Origin of the sequence: Bacillus sp. RC51, assembly GCF_044908115.1 — a bacterium.
GTDB classification, from domain to species: Bacteria; Bacillota; Bacilli; order Bacillales; family Bacillaceae_G; genus Bacillus_A; species Bacillus_A mycoides.
The window spans coordinates 176,491-198,267 of the sequence record NZ_JBIYCW010000007.1 but is presented as its reverse complement, the minus strand read 5'-3'; the positions used below and the strand labels follow the sequence as shown (position 1 = coordinate 198,267).

Here is a 21,777-nt window from a genome sequence, read left to right as displayed (position 1 = left end):
TTATTTATGTCTGAAGACAAAATAAAAGCACTCTTTCGAGTGCCTAATTACGGCTAACTCCCAATTTCGATTCAACTTCAGTTAAACTAGCTACAGCATTGATTAGTTTTTGATCAGAAATTTGGATTGATTTTTGAGCTTCATCCATTCTTTCTTTCATTGGAGCTACCCCTTTTATTCCTTGAGTCACAGCTCTTCCGGCATTACTTCTATAGTTCGTTGCTAGTCCAAAATCAACTCTGAATTTCTCAATCTTCTCTTTTAATACAGGATCGTTTAGCTTCGCACCGCTTTTAAACGCAGTATTTTTATTGGATAGTTCATCGTATCGATTTGTAACTGACTCCATTTTCTCTTTTAAAGTGTTCTTGTCAATAGATGCAGGATCTTTGCTTGCTTCGCCCCAAATAGGTCTCCAGTCCTGATTCCAAATTTCATCATATTCTTTTATCATGGCATCAATAATAGGCTTGATTTCGTTTTCATATGTAGCCTTATCAGCGTTTACAGCTGGCTTAGGTTCTTCCTTTTTCTTAGCTTCATCTTGTTGCTTCTTCTGTTCTTCTTTCATTTGAGCATCCTTTTTGCTTTCTTGTTTTGGATTAGTAGATGCTTTTTCTTTCGAATCATTACTACCATCAATAACTGCAGCAACAAAAATGATGACTACAATTGCTATTACCCCTAAACACCCAAACTTAAAAATTTTACCCATTATGTAGTTCCTCCAGTGGTTAAATGTAAGATTTCCTGCACAAGCATAACAGAAACAATTACAACTATTTTGTCATATTCTGTCGAAGAATAATAAAAAAGACACCCTAAGGTGCCTTCCTGCGACTTGAACCACTTTAATTTTAATAATATGTATTGGACTCCCATCCAATTTTCATTTCACCGTATTTATCCATATTTTTGATCAGGAAAATATGAACAACATAGTATCTTATTGCTGCTTGTTCATAGCTTTTATCTGTTCGTCATACACATATTTAGTAGTCATGAAGTCGTTAGGGAAGTCGCTGATCACTTTCTTCATAACGTTCAGTTCCTCCTGGGATTTGAGTTCAATACCATTTAAATGGTCAAACGCCTTAGATTGTTCCTCTGCTACGTAATTCTGTGTCATGTAATCATCTGGGAAGTCTTTCTTTGCCTTTTCTTTGACGGCATTCATAGCAGCTGTTTTATCGATATGTTTAATAGGATTTGTAAATCCCGATGCAGATTGTTGAACATCTTGTTTAGGTTGTTCTTTCTTTTCTGGTTGAGCTTTAACATCTTGTCTAGGTTGTTCTTGTTTTATGTCTTTTTTCAGTTCGGCGGGAGTTGTTGTAGCTTCTTCTTTTTTGTTTTTTCCTCCAACAACAACAATTACGACGACGGCAATAATAAACCAAAACCACCACTTTGTATAAAACGCGTTTTGCATAGTTCTCTTCCTCCGATTATAGGGAATGTAGACTTTCTCATCCAAGCATAACAAAAATGGTTACAACTATTATATCGAATTTTGTCGCCGAAAATAAAAAAGAGAACTATAGCTCTCTTTTTAGTAAAAACACTAAGTTTTTATTAGCTTTTTTTTGCCCATTTATCAGATATAAAATCCAAAATTTCTTATTTTGAAATTTCACCATTAGTGTAGACATGAATTGCATCCCCTATATCTACACTAATTAGTTGATTAATAAAATCATATAAAGCGTCCATAGTAAGGTGGATATCAAAAGAAACCCCTAAATCTGAGAACTCTATATATGTTAAATATCTTTCCTGTTCCACATCCAAAAGAACGGAAATTAATTCCAATTTTTCATCCAGATAAATATCATCTACTAGATCATGTTTGATGTGAATTAGGCGTTCTGTAAACTCTTCTTCAGTTTCTGAACCTTCACAATAAGGTGTAACATTTTCTAAATATACATCTTTAAAGACATCTTTTAATAACACATTGACAGCATCTTCAACTTCTAACATAGTAAAGATTTCATAAATGCCATCTAATCCAGCGTCGGAAATTGGTTTTAATCCTTGCATTATTGATATTTCTAAATCTAATAGTTTGGTTACTAAATCAACCTCCCTCACCTTAATCCCTCCTATCATCTTCTCTCTTCATATAACCGATTTGCTTTATACAAGAAAATGAAAAACATACATGTCGCAACGGAAGTCCTCTCATTAATGCAAATGGCGTTTCAAATAAGAATGACCATAGAAATGATACACCTTTCTTATCCCATAACAAAAACGCTACCTTTTTAAAAGATAGCGTTTTTGTATTACCCTTGCTTATTCTTTGCCTTCATTTGCTCTTCATAAACAAACTTTGCGGTCATAAAATCGTTAGGAAAATCTCCTAATGCCTTCTTCATCACATTTAATTCTTCTTGTGATCTGATCTCTACTCCGTTTAAGAAATCAAATGCTTTTGATTGTTCATCCGCAACAAAGTTTTGCGTCATATAATCATCTTGAAAATCTTGCTTCGCTTTTTCTTTCACTTTGTTCATTGCATCTGTTTTATTTATACTTTTCACAGGGTTTGCAAATGCTCCTGCGGGCTGTTCTGGTTTAGGTTCTTCTTTCGTTTCCGGCTGTGGAGCTGGTGCTGGTTGTTGTTTAGGTTGTTCTTGTTGAACTGGCTGCTTCGCTACTTGTTGCTCTTTTTTCGCTAATTCATCTTTTAACTTCTTAACTTGCGCATCAAGAGATTTATTTTCAGTTTCTAATACACTCTTATCACTTTTTAACTTTTGCATTTCTTCAAAATGTTCATCTACTAATTTATTGTATTCTTTCTCAGTGTACATTTTTTCACTAGTTGATGTCGTTTTTCCCTTCGTAATAACTACATTAATAATTACAAGTAACACTATAATTCCTATTACCGCAGCAACAATCTTCTTTTTGTTCATTATTAATCCTCCAAAATGTAAAATTACCAAAGTCATCATAACAGATACAGTTATGTTCTTTTGTCACATTATGTCGAACTAAAATAATAAAAGAAGCTGTCCTATAAGGCGATAAAATTTCTTTATGGGACATCTCCTTTTCTAATGTTTACAAAACCACTCTAAACAAATATTGAAAATAGCTTTGTTTATTTCCGGAAAATTGTAAGTATACTTTAGAATGATATTGATTATCATTTTCATATAATTAATAATATAATGACCTCATCAAATATAAGGAGGAAGCAACAGTAAGTTTAAGTGAAAATATAAGCAAACGTGAACAACGCTCTTTATCACGTAAATTTGAAAATATAAAAAAGCGAGGTGAACAATCTGTTACTAACAAAAGAGCAAATATAGATAAAAATATGCTTAGGGTGCAACAGAATGTATATTTGTCTATATTTTTAGTAGCAGGAAATTATGATTACATCTTTTATCCCTAAAAATGTATGTATCTTTTCTATTATCCTATTTTCTATATTCTTTTCGTCACTATCCTCGCGACAAGTAATGGCAGCGGGAGATCCCGAAGCTCCAGTAACAATAATGAATCCAGATGAATCTTCCAAACCAAAAAACTATATTCAAAGTAAAGATTCATTATATGAAGAAACAGGAGGCCTTTACACAGAAGAGGACCTCAAAAACGCCATACCTAAAGATAAAACAAAAACACCAGACAACTCCATCAAATTAAATCCATCATTTGAGAAACCACCTATGAAAGAAAAAGATAAAAAGCAACAATTTGCACCGCCAACTTATCCCAGCAATGAACCTTTTCCTACTAAAGCAATAGTTCCAAAAACTACAGGAAAGCTATATTTTCGCGAGACCCCTAATTCTAAAACGTCGGTATGCTCTGCATCTGTAGTTACTTCCAATGAAGATAACGCAATATTAACAGCAGGTCACTGTGTTCACGATGGTGCTAAAGGCTCCTGGTATACGGACTTTTTATTTGTTCCAGCGTACTTCAATGGCGAACGACCATATGGTAGTTGGATATGGGAAAAAGTCCATGCACCATAACTACATGAAAAAAAGTGAAAACTTCTTCGATTTCATCGAGGACGTTTTCACTTTTAAACTAAGAAGATTTTTTTAGTGGTCTTTGAGTGCAGACCTTTTTCTTATGCACATAATTGTTTGTTTACAATACATTATATAATTTGTTAAACCTCTTTTTCATTCTCACTACATAAACGTAATCGTCACTAAAGAATATCCTTCTTTCGCATTATACGGCTCAGCTTTATAAGAAACACGGTTCGCTCCTTGCGGATAACCGATTTCTCCAATTACTTTTTTCACATCTTGCAATGCGCCATCCATTGATTGTTTATAAAGAATTTCAATCTTTGCTGACTTTGTGCTATAACGTTGCTGCATTTTATTTTTGAATTCATTATAGTTATTTGCGATATATTCATTTCCTAAATAATTTAACTTTGTATCTTTCAATATTTGCTGATATGCAGGTGTTTTCGTACCACCTGTCGCAATTTTATTTGTTAATGTACTATAATAGTTTGTTGTAGCTTGCGGATAGTCCACGCGGTTCCACTCATGATTTCTTGCAATTTGCTCATCTGATAAGTTGAAATAAGAATATGTTACGCGGCCTTGTTCATCTGGCACCGGATCATCGAATGTTGTATCAAGGTGATACCATTTGTTTTCGATTTTCACCAAGTTCCAAGCATGAGGCTGACCGTCTCCAGTTCCTACTACAAAATGATTCTCAATTCCAGCTTCTTTTAATAATTGATAGGTTAATAGTGTGTAACCTTGGCAAACGGCAGAACGATTCGCGAGTGCCTCATATGCTGTATACGCTTTATAAGACGTATCGTAAGAAACATGTTTTACAACATAATCATGAATTGCCTTCACTTTTTCATGATCATCCATTCCCGTTTGAATAATAGAAGAAACGATCGCTTTCGCTTGTTTCATCACATATTCTGTTTGTTCTTTCGTTTCACGATATGTAATCTTTAACGTAAATGTATAATTTCCAGGGGATCCAGAAAGTCCATATGAAACATTCGACCTATTATAATTTGTATACTCATTTTTACTTGCGACTTCTTTATACGCGTTAAAAAGTGTATTCATCACTTCTTCTGTATTACTATTTTTCGTTTTATATGGAAGTGTAATATTCGTTTCATACGTATTAATACGTGTTTGCACTTCATTTTTGAATGCTGCTAATAATGCCGCATCTCCTGTATCTTGCACCGCAACCTCAGGCTTTTTATATTTCAATGCATTATATAAAAACTGTGCATACTGTTCACGCGTTACCGTTTTAGCTGGTTCAAATTTCCCGTCTCCTGTACCAGATGCAATCCCGTTTGACTGCACGGCACTAATCGCATTTTCTGCCCAAAATCCATTTGGAACATCATTAAATGTATGTTTTTGTTTAGCTGAAACTTGGAACGCATTTTTAATAATTTGCGCCATTTCTGCGCGGCTAACAGAATCTTTCGGTCTAAAACCGCCATTTCCATCACCTTTAAAAATCCCCAATTTCGTTAACGTTAAAACCTCTTCCGGAAACATTGTAGAACCTGAGCGAATATCTCCATACGGATTATTTAAAGTAGACCCATCTTGTAATACATAACGAGCAGCATCATTACTAAACGTACCACCTTGCTTATTTGGTACTAACACACGATAAATTAAAGCTGCAACTTGCTCCCTTGTCGCAACATCACCAAAACCAAACATCCCATTTCCATAACCTGAAATAATATTTTTGCTCGCTAAGTCTTTAATCGCAGGATAGGACCAGTGCGATGTAGGTACATCGGAAAAAGTACCCGCTTCAGCAGCTTTCATCTCACCAATATTTGTATATAATAAAGCGCTACCAATAAGCGTTAATGACGTAATTGATTTTAATAGTTTTGTGTACATAATGCATTCTCCCAATACTTTCTCTATTTGTGTTATTTTTTGTCGAAAAATCTAAAAAACTATGACAAGAAACATTATACAATTAAAACTTTTCGGAGGATATATTAAATTTTAAAATATGCAAAAACTCATATTACTATAGTAATTCGTACTAATATTATGTTGCGAATATATAAAGTGAAACTTTAATCAGTGGGGGTTTTGTTCATCCCCCACTGATTATTAGCCCGCACCAACCGGGCGTTTACGGGCAGCAGGGCTCCCACCTAACTTCTTTGCTCCAGCCGCATTTTAAGGTGTGAGTTTTACTGCCCACAAATAGCGGGATAAATAAAAAGAAAAACACTAATGTAACATCGTAAATATACATATCGCTTTTTGAGCTTTTATTTCGCTAAAATGTAGCCTAAAAAACAATGCTATCTCCATTAAAATCACAATATAATCCTGAGAACATACCTTTTAACATGATTCATTGTAATTAACTTAACTTTTTATTTGCTAAGAAACTTTGCAACAGAACCTAGTAAAGTCTCAAAAAACAACTTATTATCAATCAATATTTAGTAAAAATATATTATTTCTTTAGAATTTATTTAATTTTCATTATTTTTTATTTAAGGTTATCCTTTATATTTATAATGTGTTTATTTGAATTTATCATATTGAGGCAGAGTTTCACATGACTATAAGCAATTCGAAAAATGAAAAAAACAAGGTCCCCATTAGATTAATTATACTGTTTTTTTGCGTCTTTTATCTATTTATATTAATTACTATGCAGCTAAGAAAAGTACAATTTATTGATGGATATACATATAAGAATGTAGTTAAAAAACGAGAGAATGCGACAATTAATATTACAGTTCTGTGCGGGAAAACTTGGGTAAATTCAAAGGCATTAATACGGCAATTGATTGGGATCGTAATTACGGAAATGGTAACATATGAAAACGATGGAGAGAGGAGAGAGGAAATAAAATGAATTTAGTGAACTTACGTCCTAAACAGCGGTCTAAGTATCGCATTCTACTAGGGACATGGTATTACTCTACAAAGAGGTACATTCAGTGGTTAGCAGATGGAAAAACATATGCAAAAACATTTCAACAAGAAAAGTTACCCTATACAGCGATTCAGCACCGAACGATACTACTTCGTAAGCTCAAAGATGTAGATATGTGGTATCAACAGAATAAAGTTGTTAATTTGAAGATTGCTATTAAACAACTAAATGGTATCGTCATTAGACCGGGAGAAACATTCTCTTACTGGCGTTTAATAGGTAAGCCTACGAGGAGAAAAGGGTATGTAGAGGGCATGATACTACACTATGGATCTTTTCAAGCAGGCATTGGAGGAGGGCTTTGTCAGCTTTCAAATTTAATATATTGGATGACCTTACATACACCATTGACAGTAACAGAGCGATATCGTCATAGTTTTGATGTCTTTCCTGATTCCAAGCGGACCCAACCATTTGGAAGTGGAGCGACTTGTTCTTATAATTATTTGGATTTACAAATCAAAAATGAAACGGACCAATCGTATCAACTTCACCTTTATATTACAGATAAGCATTTAGTCGGTGAGTGGAGAATTGCCCATCCGCAGCTTTATCAATATGAAGTATATGAAAAAGAACACTCAATCCAATCTGCATACTGGGGTGGTTATATACGACATAATGTTATTCAACGTAAAGTATATAATCAACAGAAACAGTTTATAGAAGACCAATATGTAACGGAGAATCACGCTATAATGATGTACGAACCATTATTAGCTTATAATAATGAGGAGGGTAAGTGAAGGTAACCTTGGTGTATCAAGTATTTTTGTCTAGTAACACACTACATGCCTCTCTTCATATAATTAATAGGCACAACCCTTTTTGCAACATAACTTTTTCTTGTTAAAAAACTTTGTAACAGAACCTCTTTTTAGGTTCTAGTGTGAAAATACAAGGATGTGATAATTAATTTTTTCTGTACATCATAAAAAATCAATTATCAAATTCTTCTTTAAATGGCCTTAAGGATAATAACAATACAATTATACTTATCATTTCTTACAATCAAGTCTGATAAGTATTTTGTAATTTAATAAAAATCTCGTATGAGAATGTATTTTTGCTCATGCATTTCAATTAATTTGAATCATGCTACATAAATCTATTTTGATTTCTCGACATATAAATCGCTGCTATGCAGAATATAACAGGACCACTACTGACTTTCTCCCTTTGTTTTACACCTCTCATGTGGAAGGAAAAGGAAATTATCTGGCGATATCATTTCTCGTTTTTATTGAAAATGAATTTTATATCTTCCTTTCCAATGAACTGGTTCCTAAACTAAACTGCCACGTTTCTAGAATAAGAAAAGAGCTGTCCATAAGTCAGTTTCACCAACTTATGAACAGCTCCTCTTAGTTTCACCTTATTCTATCGATGAATCCAAACTGCACCTGCAGATTTGTCTTCAGCTTGACCTACTACTTCAAACTTCAATCCTAGTTTCGGCAACTTACGTCCTGCATCTGGAATTGCACTGTTGATGTACTGCTTAGAGTCATCAAATTTTGCAACCCCTGGTAATCCTTTATAGTCAAAGATACCGCGAGTTGGCGAATCTACTCTCCATGCTGGCGTTTGATCAAATGAGAATGCCGCATCGGCGATTTGATAACGCGTACTGCTCTTCACAGTCGGTTGTCCGTTTAATGTACCTACGATTGCCTCTGGATGAGAATCTACTACTCCTAAGAATCCTTCACCTGGATGAACACCTACCCAGTTATCTGTAAAGCTTTGATCCGCATACCATACAACCATTCCTGTATTAAAGACTGGACCACGCGCATGTTGTAACGCCGTGTCAGAACCAGCGTAATTTCTCCACTCTACATAGTAGTTATTTTTTTTCTGTTCCAATCCGTTAGATACAGTAAATCCTTTTAATGTCATTGCTGGTTGACCTTCTGCATCATCTGAGAAAACAACTTTTCCATCTACAGTTAATGCAGCATTATCTAACGCAAATCCTTTATAAGCTACTGCAATATCTGTTAAATACTCAAATTGCAGTTTTACTTTTTTCCCTTTAAATTGGCTTAAATCGTATGATTTATCAACCCACTTACCATTAGTTGTATCCACGCCGTCTTTTACATCTTTTTCGCCCATTCTATCAATACGTGTCTTCGTTCCATCTTCTGCAATCGCATATACGTCAAGGAAATCATACTTCGCTTCAAGTTCGTAGAATGCCTTATAATCGAACTTAGCATTCGTTGCATTTGTTAAGTCAAATACTGGTGTCTCAAGTGTTGTATGAATGTCATTTCCTTTTGTGCTGTAATAAAACTTCTTACCAAATGCCGCTTCGATATTTTTAATATCTTTGTCTGGCAAGTTAACACGAACGATTCCTGGTCGTTTTGATTTTGTAACACTTTGATCTAAATATGTTGCAACACCGACTCCCGTGCGAAGTTTATCATAATCTACCTCAACGATATTCGCCCAGTTGCCATTCATATTCTTTTGGAAAAACTCTTTATTTTGTGGTGAGAAACTTGTTGGCTCTGTTCCTGCAATTTTTCCAGCCCAACTACCACCACTCATAATAGACCATGACTCAATAGGTTCACCTTGTCCTGAGTACTTCGTATCGTACTCATCTGGTAAGCCTAAATCATGACCATACTCATGCGCAAACACACCAACCGCTCCATCTTCAGGCTCGATTGTATAATCGTATGCAGCCATCTTTCCGCCCCAATTCGAAACAGAAGATTTTGTACCATCAATCGCATATGGTTTTGATCCAAGTTTTGAACGATGAGACCAAATTGCATCATCTTTCAATTTACCGCCGCCAGCTTCTTGACCCACGCCAGCATGTACAACCATTAAATGATCAATAATGCCATCTGGCTCGTTTTTATTTCCATCACCATTTTGATCGTATTGATCATATTGGTCATAATCAGCTAAGTTAATTCCTTTTGCTACCGCTGCTTTTAATGCTTCTTTCACAAGATCGCGCGGCCCTAAAGGACCTTTGTTATCATGACCAGTGCCCGCATCCGCACCATAATCTGAAGCTTTCCCTGGAACAGTAAGCCATTCCGTTACAGTTCCATCAACTGTGTAGCTGCCGCCAGATTGTTCTTCATAATATTGTTTAAATGTATTAATCTTCGATCCATCAAATAACGTAAATGGTTCATCACCAAATAACATTTTTTGATAATGTTCACGATTAAAGTCCTTAGAATACATGTATCCTGGCTCTTGATCAATATTGTTATGCTTAAAATCGCTAAATTCTACAAGTAAAACAAGCACTTTATCTTTTCGAACAGCACCGTTGTACTCTTCTTGCTTCGCTGGTGCAGTAGGGACTTTTCCATTTAATTTACTAGAATTCAATCCCGCACCTTGTCCAGCTACTGGCCCTACTGTTGGCTGCTGCGCCTGTTCATTTTCCTTCATTTTTGCATCTTTTACTTTTTTCATAAAATCAGAAGCTTCTTGCGTAAGACTATCTCCTGTCAAGATTTCTTTACCAGGGTTTTCCCCTTTCTTTTTCTCAACATATTTTTCGACAGCCTTTGACGTCTCAGCTTGTGATGCAGATTGATCAATTACGCCCCGTTGTTTTAGCGCTTCTGCCAAACGCTCCTCCGGTATTAAATGCTCATCTATTGGTAGAGATGATGGCGAATCAGCATACGCCGCATGACTTCCAAAAGCAAAACTACTACTTAGTACTGCCGCTGTTGCTAAAACTGATAATGGTTTTAACTTCTTATTCTTTTTCAATGCATTTCCTCCCCAGTGTCTGCGAATTATCGTTTTTTTTGCCGATAGCAACATAATATTCTCTTTATAGAGAATATTCAATGTTTTTCAACAATTAAATATTGAGAAATATTTTTTGTGCAGGGTGGAATGCGTAGGATAAGAAAATACAAAACTTCTACTAGTTTATGTTTTGCACATAACCATAAAGTGGGGTCACTCGTTCTTTTGTTTTGATGGCGATAGAATAGTGCTAGGAAAGGCAAAGAAATAACAAACAGCCCAAGTTCCTCATTGGAACTCGGGCTGTTTGTTATTTGAATGAATACTTTCCATAATGAACGATTACATTTCAAGCCAATTTACAGAGTTCCTTTCCTAATTCCTTTATATTAAAAGAGCGCCACCCTAATCTCCTACTGACATACTTTGAATCACATTTTTATGCTGTTTCACATCTTTCTGTCCTACTAATCCTAATGAAAACGAAAAGATTGTAACGATCCCCATCACACTGATCAATACTTTTTTCATTTTAATGCCCCCTTGTCTTGTGCTTTCTTTCTAAATTTTGTACCCAAGTAAAAATACTTACTAGATTCCATGTGCTTTTCTTCCTCTAAAAATCTCACCCCAAGTGCCTCATAGTATTCTTGGACATTTTCATATAATTCTTCCCTCTCAAAATAGCGAATTCCTTCTAACACTATTTTTTCAAATTCCGTTGCGGGGTAATTATTATTTAATCCTTTTAGAATTATAAAGCGGTGATAAAATTCCTCTTGCTTGATTTCCTCTACAACTTTTAAACCATTTTCAATAAGTTCATTCGCTAGTTCTACCTCTTCTAATTTATAATGTTCTAATGCTTTTGCAAAAATTGCCTTATAATGATTTGGATTCTTTTCTACTACTCCAGAAAGATAGCGAATCGCTAAAGGCGATAGGTTTTGATTTGAATACATCCAACCTAAGTTATGGCGCACCATCAATATAAACTTTTCTTCTCCAACCCTTTTGAATTGGTCCAATGCTGCTGTGAAATATTCTTCAGCTAATCCCCATTCCCTCAAATGAATACAAGCTAATCCCAAAATATTCTCACAGAACGCCACGTTAATTTCGTAGCCACTTTCTTCAGAATACATTTCTTTCGCTTTTTTCCCATATTCAAAAGCCTTTAATCCTTGCTGTATATCATAGTGGAATGTAGCCATTTTAAAATAAAATTCAGCCTGTTCTAACGGATCGGAAATATATCTCAAATACTCTTCAGCTTGATCATAATACTCTTTTGCTAAATGCAAATTACCAAGTTCATTTGCGTGAATCCCCTTAAAGAAGTAATAATAATACGTTAAAGGATTATCCGTAGGCTTCCCAAATGCATCTATTTCATTAAAACTATCTTCAGAAACCCCTAAATTATTAATTAAATAATTGTATCTAAACTCTAGTAAGGAATGATATAGAAATAGACTTTAATCCTGCGCCTCTACTTCTGCCTCCTTCTTTAGTTGAGATATTTTAAAGTCAATTTCCTTTTTCAAGCGTTCCGCTTCTGGAATACGTCTTGATCTGATTTCTATGTACCATTCATTTAGCAATTCTAATACTTTCTCTTTCGTATTAGCGACAACCATATCCCCCTCTTATTCACAATCAAAATGCTCACTACCTTAATAATAACAGAAAATTCTAATTTATTTCTCCTCATAATCCGTTATTAAAACTTTCTCAACATTTATCACACAATTATAAGACCACATTGATTTTCTCTTCATGATTTTCAAAAATCATGTATCATTCTTTCGTTTTTTGTATATACATAAGTATATACATTTTTCAGCAGGAGGTGATACAATTGAACCATAGTAATACAAATAATAGCAAAGGGATGATTCATGTGACAGTAGTTGCTGAAGCTATCGCAAAAGGAACTATCCGAACTTGGGGGAATAGCCTCGCTGTTCGAATCCCATCGGAAGTCGTTAAAATGGCTAAGTTTAAGGATGGAGTTAAAATTGATTTCCACGTTTCAGATAACGGAGAAATCGTTTTACGCCCTGCATCATATCCTGAAGCCGATGATCAAGAAGGTCTAAGAAAATTGTTCCTATCCTTGCGTGGATCTTCTAAGCCAGGTGTACGTAGTCATGAAGAAGAACTTTATGAGCCAATAGGAGATGAAGAAATTTAATGGCTATTTCAGGAAATGTAGTTCGCGGGAGTATCGTTTGGCTTAATCTGTATCCGAAAGCCGGAAATGAACAAGCGGGATATCGCCCTGCAATCGTTATATCAGACGGGCTTATCGATGATACAATCTCTAGTTTAGGTATTATCGTTCCCACAACTTCAAAAGTAAAAGGCTACGCTTTCGAAGTTTCCGTTCCTTCAGGTATACCAATGAACGGCGTTTTAGTAGGAACGCCATATACGAATCTCTCAGGTGTAGCATTAACAGATCATGTGAAGTCATTAGATTTAGCTGCAAGAAACGCAACTGTTGTTGGTCATATTGACCCAAACTCTGATTTCTATAAAAAAGTCGTAACATATGTAAGAGCAATGCTAGCATAGCAACAAAAAGGCATTTTGATAAATATATCAAAATGCTTTTTTATCAAAATCGCTATTTGTGGCTAGTAACCACTCCTAAACCCACCTGCACTAATTGTAAAGCCTGTAGCAAGTAGGAGTGCAATTACTTTATTTTTTTCATTCCAAATGTCTTTGCTGTATTTTGTTATAATAAAATATAATAGTTTTATATGTTACCCGCGTAACCTAAAGCATCCTCTTTCACATCCGTTATGCGTCTCCATTCCTCTAACGCCTCTTCTTCTGTATCACGACAAATGACGTAAGCCGCGAGCCCGAATGACTGCAATGGCTCCTCGGTGACTTTCTTTCTACGATTCTTCATATCTTCTATTTTCACAGATACTTCTTCCACTGTTCCCCCGTGCATTACATATGCATCCGCGTGATTTACAATGACCTCTTTTCCTCTCTCACTCTCACCACCTGCATAAATCTTAATGCCTTGTTTCTGAACAGGTTTTGGACTTAAATGCGTATGATGAAGCTCATAAAAGTTCCCTTTATAAGAAAACTCTTCTTCTTTCCAAAGCTCCTTCAAAATTGTTACAAATTCCTCTGTGCGATCATATCTTTCATCATGTGCGGTAAATACCCCGCCGTACTGTCTCGCTTCTTCTTCCCACCACGCTGAAACTACATTCAATGTAAAACGACCATTACTTAATTGATCGATATTTGCTGCCATTTTCGCTGTAACTGCTGGATTATGGAAGCCAGGTCTTACAGCTGTCATAATCTCTAATCTATCCGTCACTGCTGCAAGTGCTGCCGCAGTTGTCCACGCTTCTAAACTTGGTGCTGAAACACCTTTTATATCATTTAAGTTTAATTCCGCAATAAGTGTTGTTGAAAAACCTAATTGTTCTGCCGCTTGCGCTGTTTGTTTTGCATACTCAAATGTAGGCGGCATAGATTCATCATCTACATTTCGAAGCCATCCCCCAAAAATCGGTAACCAAAAACCATACTCCACTACCTATTCCCCCTTTATCTTTTAGCCATAAAGTGAAACTTTAATCAGTGGGGATTTTGTTCATCCCCCACTGATTATTAGTTGAACCAATCGGGCTTTTACGGGCAGTTGATCCCCCACCTAACTTCTTTGCTTCCGCTGAATTTTGAGGTGGGGGTCTTACTGCCCGTTAATGCGGGATAAAAAAAGCTACTCTTATCGAAATAAGAGTAGCCTTCTTGACTAAATGAACCGCTCTTATCTTTCAGGTGTTTTTCACCTGCAGGATTTGGCACCTTTCGTCTAAAACGAGGTTGCCGAAGTTTCATAGGGCCCGTCCCTCCACTTCTCAACATAAGAATTGTTTGTTTTTTATTTATTATAATCATCAGAATAATAAAACTCAATACTTTAATACTTATTTTTCCGATAAACATTAAATGATATATGAAACATCATATTGTTATAGAGATTTATAGGGTGTTGTTTTACTTGCGAATATATAAAGGGGTATGTTGTATCATGTCGAAAACATCATTTATAACCAAGTTGCTTTACTTCTATCTTAAAAAAACAGAAAAATAAATATCAATCAAATGAGGTGTTAGTAACATGAAAAATAAACGATGCGAGAATTGTGGTTCTACTACATTTAAAGAAGGAAGAGTTGGATCTGCTTATCATGCATATGTTTGTGAGGATGAATCTAGTAGATTCTTTTCAGGAGGGAAACGTTCCAAACTATTAACCACATTTTGTTTAGAGTGCGGTGAGGTGCAATCATTTAGAGTTGAAAGACCGGAGATATTTAAAGAATAAAATAATACTAATTACATATTTACAGTAGGAATGATAACAACGGACGATTTCGCTACAACTAGAGTAAATACACCAATCATATTAATAAAAAACAAGAATAAGGTGTCTAAAGGACCCCCTATTTTGAGCCAATAATGAGACATTATGTTAATCTTAATAGAATCTCTTTATAATATGTATAGTTGCACAAAATTGAGAAACTTAAGGAGACAGATAAATTTTATGAGGAAATTATTCATATTACTTACTTTAATTCTAGTATTAGCCAGTGTTACGGCTGCTTGCACACAAGATAAAAAAGATAGTGCCGTTGAAAATGGTCCAATAGAAGAACCAACCGCAAAAAATGAAAATGAAGAATTAATAAATTTTGAAGAAAAAGAAGATATGAGCCGCTTGGAACAAGGTATTTTATTAGTTGGTGAGAGTGTTAAGGGAGGCTATTACTTGACCGCCGTTCAAAATGCATATTTAAATGCTAGTAACGATTCCGTCGTTGTTAATGTCTCTGTAAAAAATGTACGAGGTCAAACGATTGGACTATCAGAATTAAAATATAACTTAAAAGATGAAAAAGACGGAAAGGCCTATGAAGGAAAGGTGCTTGATCAAAACCCTTCTGATATACAAGTTAAACCAAATGAAACGGTAGAATTAAAAATAGCTTTTGAAGTACCAAGTACCGCAGATGAATATATGTTTTATATTGAAAGCTCTTTAGATCCTCTAGGAGCACACTGGAAAATCGATAAGCTGCAATCACAAAAAAACTAAATCTAAAATACAATATAAAAGTCCCTCCACCTTAAGGCAGAGGGACTTTCTAATTCCTATTTCAAACTACCCGCAATCTCCGTAAAGATAACTCCAAGCGCATGCGCACCTGCATCAGGATATCCTAAGCTTCTTTCACCAACTGTACCGGCGCGGCCCATGCGAGCGACGATTTCTTTCGTATACTCTGCTCCTTTAACCGCTGCTTCTGCTCCTTTTTCAAAGACAGTTTTCACGTCTACTTCGTTTGAAGCGCTAGCTAACCAAGAGTCTACACATGGAGCAAGTGCATCAACAAGTGTTTTATCACCAACTACCGCTCCTCTACCGAACGATCTTTCACCGATAGATTGTATACCTTGCAGTGCTGCTTGTAACATTTCAGCGAATTCTTTCACTGTTAGCTCACGCTTCTCGCCTGCTTCTTTACTAGCTGCGCGGAATGCTCCGCCCCAAATTGGACCAGAAGCGCCGCCGCAATGTTCCATAATAATCATTGAACAACCGTCAAGGAATGATCCGATCGTTACATTCTCTTGTCCTAAAATAGAATGCCACTCACGCTTTAATTGCTTAAATCCTTTTGCCACACTCATTCCGAAGTCGCCGTCACCTGCATGTGTATCTAACTCGCAGAACGGTACTTCATTTTTAATAATAATGTCGCTCATTTTATCAACTAGATAGATCATGTTATTTAATGTAATGACATTATCTTTAATAACAGCGTGCTCTTCCGCTGTTTCTATTTCAAAGGAAACTTCCTTCTCTTCTACATCTTCAAGCACATTCACGTACTCTACACTCTCAACTGGTCCATCTACTTTAAACGCTGGTGTATTACACTCTTTCGATAACAACGTTTTTAACTCGTCATCTAACTTCATTACTGTTAAAGACATACCAGCCATATCGATACTCGTCATATAGTTACCGACGAATACTCTATTAATTTTAATGCTTCTAGCAGCTAATTCTCGTGTAACTGCGTTGTTAAATAAGTATAGTTCTTGCAGTGGTGTTCCGCCAAAACCATTTACTAGAAGTGCGATTTCCTCACCATCTTTTACTCCTAAATCTTTTATTACATCATTTGTCATACGGTTAGCTAATTCATCTGCTGACAGCGTTTTTTCACGTTTAATACCTGGTTCACCGTGAATACCTACGCCGTATTCCATTTCATCTTCCGCAAGTGTAAAAGTAGGTGATCCGCTCGCTGGAACTGTACAAGACGTTAACGCTAAACCGATTGTACGCACGTTAGCCGCTGCTTTTTCTGCGACAGCTTTCACCGCTCCTAAATCCATACCTGCTTCCGCAGCTGCACCGGCAATTTTATGAACTAAAATAACTCCCGCAACGCCGCGGCGTCCTACTGTATACAAACTATCTTCTACCGCAATATCATCGTCTACTTTTACGTAGTCGACTTCAATTCCATCTTCAGTCGCTAAATGTGCACCGTTTTTGAAATTCATAATATCGCCGCTATAATTTTTAATAATTAATAATGTACCTTTTTTACTAGCTGTTTCTTTAATTGCTTGATAGACCTGAATTTGCGAAGGAGAAGCAAACACATCTCCGCACACTGCCGCATCTAACATTCCTTTTCCGACTAACCCTGCATGCGCTGGCTCATGACCACTACCGCCACCACTAATTAACGTTACTTTATCTTCATTCATTTCTTTCTTCTTAATCACTTTATATTTTTTCAAAAGCTCAAGCTCTGGATGAGCCATAACCATTCCGTTACACATTTCCATTACTAATGTTTCTGGTTTGTTTATAATCTTTTTCATTGTAGTTCTCCCTCAATTCCTTTAATATATTGTGATATATTTGAAATCTTCTTCTTACTACTCATGTTAAAATGAAAGCGTTTTATAGTAAACGGACAAAATGGACAATCTGTCTAAAGACACTGCTCTCATTTCTCGGTAGGATTTTCATATTAATAACATTCTAGGGATGATCCACATGACCTCTTCTATAATTTCTAAAAAGATAATCGCGAATTCATTGAAGTATTTAATGGAAACAGAGTCGTTTCATAAAATATCGGTGAGCGATATTATGTTACACTGTCAAATGCGTAGGCAAACTTTTTATTATCATTTTAAAGATAAATTTGAACTATTAAGCTGGATTTATAGAGAAGAAACGAAAGAAAACATTATCGACTTTCTCGACTATGAAACGTGGGAAAACATTTTCGATTTATTATTTGATTACTTTTATGAAAATCAAAAATTTTACCGAAATGCTTTTAAAGTCATTGAACAAAACTCGTTTAATCACTATTTATTTGAGCATACGAAAAACTTATATATGAAAATTATTGATGAATTATCTGCGAGCTGTGGATTCAGCCTTTCTGATGAGACAAAAAATACGATTGCCTCCTTTTATAGTCACGGCTTCGTTGGAACGATTAAAGATTGGATTGAAAGCAAATGCGAAGTAGATCCTTCCATTATGTCTTCTCTCATGAAAAATATGATAAACAATCAATTACTACTATTACTGGAGCAATCAGCAAAGTAATTAAAGGGTGGCAAAAGCAATGAAAAAGATTATGAATGATGTAGAAAATATTGTTCAAGATATGCTGCATGGCTTTTATTTTGAACATAACGACAAAGTGAATTACGACGAAACACATAACATCATTTATGTAAAAGATATCGCAGAAATGGAGCAAAACGTTGTCATTATAAGCGGCGGTGGTAGCGGACACGAACCAGCTGATATTGGTTATGTAGGAAAAGGAATGCTTACGGCGGCAGTAAACGGAAGCATCTTCACTCCGCCAAGAGTAGAACAAATTATTGCAGCAACCCGTCTCATGCCAAAAGATAAAAGTATTTTATTCATCATCAAAAACTTTAAAGATGACGTTGAAAACTTTCTTGCGGCTGAACAAATTGCTAAAGAAGAAGGAAGAAAAATTGACCACATCATCGTAAATGACGACGTTTCAATTGAAGATGATGCTTCGTTTAATAAAAGAAGACGCGGCGTCGCTGGTACTGTTTTCGTTCAAAAAATACTTGGTGCGGCCGCTCTTGCAGGTCACTCTTTAAATGAACTAACAACACTTGGCCGTTCTATCACCGAAAACTTACACACATTAGGAGTCGCCCTTTCACCTGCAAACGATCCAGTGAAAGGAAAAGCTTCATTCACATTAAACGACGATGAAGTCTTTTACGGCGTCGGCATTCACGGAGAAAAAGGTTACCGTAAAGAAGCGCTATCTTCTTCTGAAATATTAGCAATCGAACTGATGAACAAACTAAAAAGCATTTATCGCTGGAGAAAAGGCGACAACTTCGCCATCCTCATTAATGGACTCGGTGCGACACCATTAATGGAACAATACATTTTCGCAAACGATATTCGCCGTTTATGTGAGCTGGAAGGCTTACATGTGAAGTTCGTAAAGGTTGGTACCCTTCTCACTTCTTTAGATATGAAAGGTGTTTCGCTCAGTTTGCTTAAGGTAGAGGATTCTGATTGGGTGGAGTGGTTGAAGATAGATGTTGGAGTGAGTAGTTGGTAACAATAAACTAAACCTTATGATGATTGAACGTTTAGTAATCAAAAGTACTGACTTATATGAAGAATGTATAAATCTTAGGTATCTGTAAATAAATCGAAGCATACATACTATTCACAAGTTATCCACCAGTTTCGAAATGCGGTTATCCAGTCGGAGAAAGGCACCTTAATGTGTCTTTTTTTATTTTCAAAAGGACCTGCTCAATTATTGCGTAAAAAACATAAAGTAAATTGAATCCGTTAAAATACATGAGTGACCCCTTGTTTTCCCCTCTTATTAAAGGAGGAACTATTATGGGATTTGGTGGTAGTTGTGGCGGCTGTGGATTTTCTGGCGGCTTTGCTTTATTAGTAGTATTGTTTATTTTATTAATCATAGTTGGAGCTTCTTGCTTCTGCTAAACAAACTATCGGAAAAGACACTCTTATATGGGTGTCTTTTCTTTGTAATAAAAAACTCTCCATAAAGGAAAGTTTTTTAGTTTATACATTCAAGTCATCCAAATTAGTTATTTATACAGCACCTTATCACTTTCGGTCTTTAGTGTGACATATAAATAATCCTTCCCCTACACAAAATTGCTCAACTAACTTTAATTCCTTAGATTCAAAACTTATATAATTAAAACACTCAGCACCAATTAATACACCTATTCTTAAATCAGAAAATATTAATATACGTTTATCAACTTCTCTACTTGGTAAAAACTTTAACACATCATCATTAAATTCATTTTCTTACATCAATAGTTAGCTCATCTGTAATCTGCTCAAGATGAAAAAATCTTTTTATATAATGGATATGTGACCATTTTTCTTCCCCGCCAATAATAAATAATTCTTGCGCATCATACATAAATGAGAAGCTTGGATAGAAACTGTCCGCTTTTATTTCAATCTCACCAGTATGATTACTAATCATCTTACATTCTGCTGAATAGCTTAATAACGTATAGAGAGAATCTTGTGCTGATTGGAAGAAATACTTCATAAGTGTAGTTATATCATCACTATTGGTAATGCACACTTTAAAAAAGTTCGTATCCTTTTTCTTATTAGTAAAAACTAGCTCAAACGTGAATTTATTCTCTTCTAAAAACCTTTCAATAAAGTCACCGCGCAAATAAGTTTCAAATACCATATACATAGGAAATTTGTTAATTAAGCCTATAAATCCTTTAATGATTTCTTCAAATCCTTTATGCTGATTCCAATTCGTTCCCACACCCATCATAATACGGTGATTTAAATAGATAGGATAAGGTGATAACCCTTCATCTTTTAACATATACACTCGTTTTCCATCTGTATGAAGAGCTGTTTGAGACTCTTTTAGTAAGTATTGAGATAATTGAACATTTAACACATTTACACCCACCTATCATGTAATACATAAACTGTATCTATTAAGTTAGAAAAAGGGATGAATCATTCACATTTTACCGTGTTTAAGCGAGGAGAACTAGAATCATTTTATAAACGAGATCGTATCTCATTGAAGGATTACAAGTCTCCAGGATAATAAATGAACATCGCACCTACAAATGAACACACTAAACAAAAAATAGCCTCGTATTTTATGACTAGAGAAGAGTTCGTATCAAGCTTTTTTTCCTCTCTTTTTAATATCATTTTAAATAATGCTGTATATAATACTTTATATAATACATACCCAACAATCGCCCCGAGGGTATTCGTAAATAAATCATCAATATCTGTAATTCTATTATTTAGTAATTGATTTAACTCAATTGCCAATGAAAAAAAGAATCCCGCACATACGGTGTTTTTCATTTTTCTAAACTGCGGCCAAATAGTCGGTAATAAAAAACCGAACGGCATAAACAGTACAATATTCAAAAGATACGTCGTACTACCTGCCGTATCAAATAGAGTCAAGTTAATTTGACTGACACGAATCCACGTTTCATATCTACTTATATCCCATACAGTTGCGATTTGCGTCACCCCATATACTAGCGAAAGATAGAACAGAAAAATATATACCCATAGAAAATGCCGAATAGATACATTTCCTTTCGCTTTAGAATACAATCCAATTTGAAACACTACACAAAAAATAATAGTAAAAAAATGAGTATACAAATAACTCATCAAAACTCCTGTATGCATGTAGAATCCCCTAACTTTACATTTTCATCTATGACTTTGTCGTTTTTAGTATCCTTCTTGATGTAACTCATTTATAGGATAGGAAAAACTTTTAAAATAAAAAGTGGGGTAAACATAAAAATTTTCTTAAATCTTCAGTTAGGTTTTATTATTACTCTTCTTAGGAATCCGCCATTGATAGCTAGGCAACAACATGCTTAAACCTAACA

General features: G+C 35.3%; 19 protein-coding genes, 5 pseudogenes and 1 riboswitch. Of the genes and pseudogenes, 11 read left to right on the top strand and 13 right to left on the bottom strand.

What is annotated here, in order from left to right; translation table 11 throughout:
* Positions 1–43 precede the first annotated feature (43 nt).
* From ABH959_RS16340 to ABH959_RS16325, 5 genes and pseudogenes are all read right to left on the bottom strand, one after another.
* Complete coding sequence (locus ABH959_RS16340) at positions 44–715, bottom strand: ribonuclease (RefSeq protein ID WP_404492903.1); 672 nt, start codon at positions 713–715, stop codon at positions 44–46.
* 231 nt (positions 716–946) lie between these two features.
* A complete protein-coding gene (locus ABH959_RS16335) occupies positions 947–1,432 on the bottom strand; it encodes a hypothetical protein (protein WP_404492902.1) in 486 nt (161 codons plus the stop codon).
* Between the two features lie 188 nt (positions 1,433–1,620).
* Positions 1,621–2,094 (bottom strand): hypothetical protein, encoded by a 474-nt coding sequence (locus ABH959_RS16330; RefSeq protein WP_404492901.1) that lies wholly within the window; start codon positions 2,092–2,094, stop codon positions 1,621–1,623.
* 14 nt (positions 2,095–2,108) lie between these two features.
* Positions 2,109–2,251 (bottom strand): annotated as a pseudogene (locus tag ABH959_RS29410) (DUF2812 domain-containing protein); the annotation flags it as partial.
* A gap of 37 nt (positions 2,252–2,288) precedes the next feature.
* The gene (locus ABH959_RS16325; protein WP_404492900.1) at positions 2,289–2,924 is read right to left on the bottom strand and encodes a hypothetical protein; all 636 of its coding nucleotides are present in this window, start codon (positions 2,922–2,924) and stop codon (positions 2,289–2,291) included.
* Positions 2,925–3,238: 314 nt separating this feature from the next.
* On the opposite strand from ABH959_RS16325, the pseudogene ABH959_RS16320 reads away from it, so the two are divergent.
* Positions 3,239–3,352, top strand: a pseudogene (locus ABH959_RS16320) (RNA-guided endonuclease TnpB family protein); the annotation flags it as partial.
* A gap of 37 nt (positions 3,353–3,389) precedes the next feature.
* A complete protein-coding gene (locus ABH959_RS16315; protein ID WP_404492899.1) occupies positions 3,390–4,001 on the top strand; it encodes a trypsin-like serine peptidase in 612 nt (203 codons plus the stop codon).
* A gap of 165 nt (positions 4,002–4,166) precedes the next feature.
* Here ABH959_RS16315 and ABH959_RS16310 read toward each other — a convergent pair whose 3' ends face one another.
* Complete coding sequence (locus ABH959_RS16310; RefSeq protein ID WP_404492898.1) at positions 4,167–5,903, bottom strand: S-layer homology domain-containing protein; 1,737 nt, start codon at positions 5,901–5,903, stop codon at positions 4,167–4,169.
* Between the two features lie 682 nt (positions 5,904–6,585).
* Here ABH959_RS16310 and ABH959_RS16305 point away from each other — a divergent pair.
* Together ABH959_RS16305 and ABH959_RS16300 are read left to right on the top strand one after the other, a co-directional pair.
* Positions 6,586–6,789: pseudogene (locus ABH959_RS16305) on the top strand (hypothetical protein); the annotation flags it as partial.
* A 95-nt stretch (positions 6,790–6,884) separates the two neighbouring features.
* Complete coding sequence (locus tag ABH959_RS16300; protein ID WP_044741177.1) at positions 6,885–7,715, top strand: VanW family protein; 831 nt, start codon at positions 6,885–6,887, stop codon at positions 7,713–7,715.
* Between the two features lie 634 nt (positions 7,716–8,349).
* Here the strand turns inward: ABH959_RS16300 and ABH959_RS16295 are convergent.
* From ABH959_RS16295 to ABH959_RS16285, 3 genes and pseudogenes are all read right to left on the bottom strand, one after another.
* A complete protein-coding gene (locus tag ABH959_RS16295) occupies positions 8,350–10,734 on the bottom strand; it encodes an immune inhibitor A domain-containing protein (RefSeq protein WP_181777910.1) in 2,385 nt (794 codons plus the stop codon).
* 387 nt (positions 10,735–11,121) lie between these two features.
* Positions 11,122–11,247: a hypothetical protein gene (locus tag ABH959_RS16290; RefSeq protein WP_404492897.1), complete on the bottom strand. Its 126-nt coding sequence runs from the start codon at positions 11,245–11,247 to the stop codon at positions 11,122–11,124.
* Positions 11,244–12,356, bottom strand: a pseudogene (locus ABH959_RS16285) (response regulator aspartate phosphatase). The gene ABH959_RS16290 and the pseudogene ABH959_RS16285 overlap by 4 nt, the downstream one beginning before the upstream one ends.
* 221 nt (positions 12,357–12,577) lie before the next feature.
* Here ABH959_RS16285 and ABH959_RS16280 point away from each other — a divergent pair.
* Together ABH959_RS16280 and ABH959_RS16275 are read left to right on the top strand one after the other, a co-directional pair.
* Entirely contained in the window at positions 12,578–12,913 is a 336-nt protein-coding gene (locus ABH959_RS16280) for an AbrB/MazE/SpoVT family DNA-binding domain-containing protein (protein ID WP_061674074.1), read from the top strand.
* Entirely contained in the window at positions 12,913–13,296 is a 384-nt protein-coding gene (locus ABH959_RS16275; RefSeq protein WP_404492896.1) for a type II toxin-antitoxin system PemK/MazF family toxin, read from the top strand. The genes ABH959_RS16280 and ABH959_RS16275 overlap by 1 nt, the downstream gene beginning before the upstream one ends.
* Positions 13,297–13,492: 196 nt before the next feature.
* Here the strand turns inward: ABH959_RS16275 and ABH959_RS16270 are convergent.
* Positions 13,493–14,293, bottom strand: a pseudogene (locus ABH959_RS16270) (LLM class flavin-dependent oxidoreductase); the annotation flags it as partial.
* Between the two features lie 234 nt (positions 14,294–14,527).
* Positions 14,528–14,633, bottom strand: a riboswitch (SAM riboswitch).
* 251 nt (positions 14,634–14,884) lie between these two features.
* Between ABH959_RS16270 and ABH959_RS16265 the strand changes: the two are divergent.
* Together ABH959_RS16265 and ABH959_RS16260 are read left to right on the top strand one after the other, a co-directional pair.
* The gene (locus ABH959_RS16265) at positions 14,885–15,091 is read left to right on the top strand and encodes a hypothetical protein (RefSeq protein ID WP_242248175.1); all 207 of its coding nucleotides are present in this window, start codon (positions 14,885–14,887) and stop codon (positions 15,089–15,091) included.
* A 222-nt stretch (positions 15,092–15,313) separates the two neighbouring features.
* Positions 15,314–15,865 (top strand): DUF4352 domain-containing protein, encoded by a 552-nt coding sequence (locus tag ABH959_RS16260; RefSeq protein WP_404492895.1) that lies wholly within the window; start codon positions 15,314–15,316, stop codon positions 15,863–15,865.
* Between the two features lie 56 nt (positions 15,866–15,921).
* Here the strand turns inward: ABH959_RS16260 and dhaK are convergent, their stop codons facing one another.
* A complete protein-coding gene (dhaK, locus tag ABH959_RS16255; RefSeq protein WP_404492894.1) occupies positions 15,922–17,673 on the bottom strand; it encodes a dihydroxyacetone kinase subunit DhaK in 1,752 nt (583 codons plus the stop codon).
* A gap of 178 nt (positions 17,674–17,851) precedes the next feature.
* Here dhaK and dhaS point away from each other — a divergent pair, with 178 nt between their 5' ends.
* From dhaS to ABH959_RS16240, 3 genes are all read left to right on the top strand, one after another.
* Positions 17,852–18,418, top strand: a complete 567-nt coding sequence (gene dhaS / locus ABH959_RS16250) for a dihydroxyacetone kinase transcriptional activator DhaS (RefSeq protein ID WP_113936643.1) — start codon at positions 17,852–17,854, stop codon at positions 18,416–18,418.
* Between the two features lie 19 nt (positions 18,419–18,437).
* Entirely contained in the window at positions 18,438–19,436 is a 999-nt protein-coding gene (gene dhaQ / locus ABH959_RS16245) for a DhaKLM operon coactivator DhaQ (protein ID WP_404492893.1), read from the top strand.
* A gap of 293 nt (positions 19,437–19,729) precedes the next feature.
* On the top strand, positions 19,730–19,837 hold the full coding sequence (locus ABH959_RS16240) for a YjcZ family sporulation protein (protein WP_000505673.1): 108 nt from the start codon (positions 19,730–19,732) through the stop codon (positions 19,835–19,837).
* 328 nt (positions 19,838–20,165) lie between these two features.
* Here the strand turns inward: ABH959_RS16240 and ABH959_RS16235 are convergent, their stop codons facing one another.
* Both ABH959_RS16235 and ABH959_RS16230 read right to left on the bottom strand, forming a co-directional pair.
* The gene (locus tag ABH959_RS16235; RefSeq protein ID WP_404492892.1) at positions 20,166–20,801 is read right to left on the bottom strand and encodes a hypothetical protein; all 636 of its coding nucleotides are present in this window, start codon (positions 20,799–20,801) and stop codon (positions 20,166–20,168) included.
* Between the two features lie 137 nt (positions 20,802–20,938).
* Positions 20,939–21,568: a VanZ family protein gene (locus tag ABH959_RS16230; RefSeq protein WP_404492891.1), complete on the bottom strand. Its 630-nt coding sequence runs from the start codon at positions 21,566–21,568 to the stop codon at positions 20,939–20,941.
* Between the last annotated feature and the right edge of the window lie 209 nt (positions 21,569–21,777).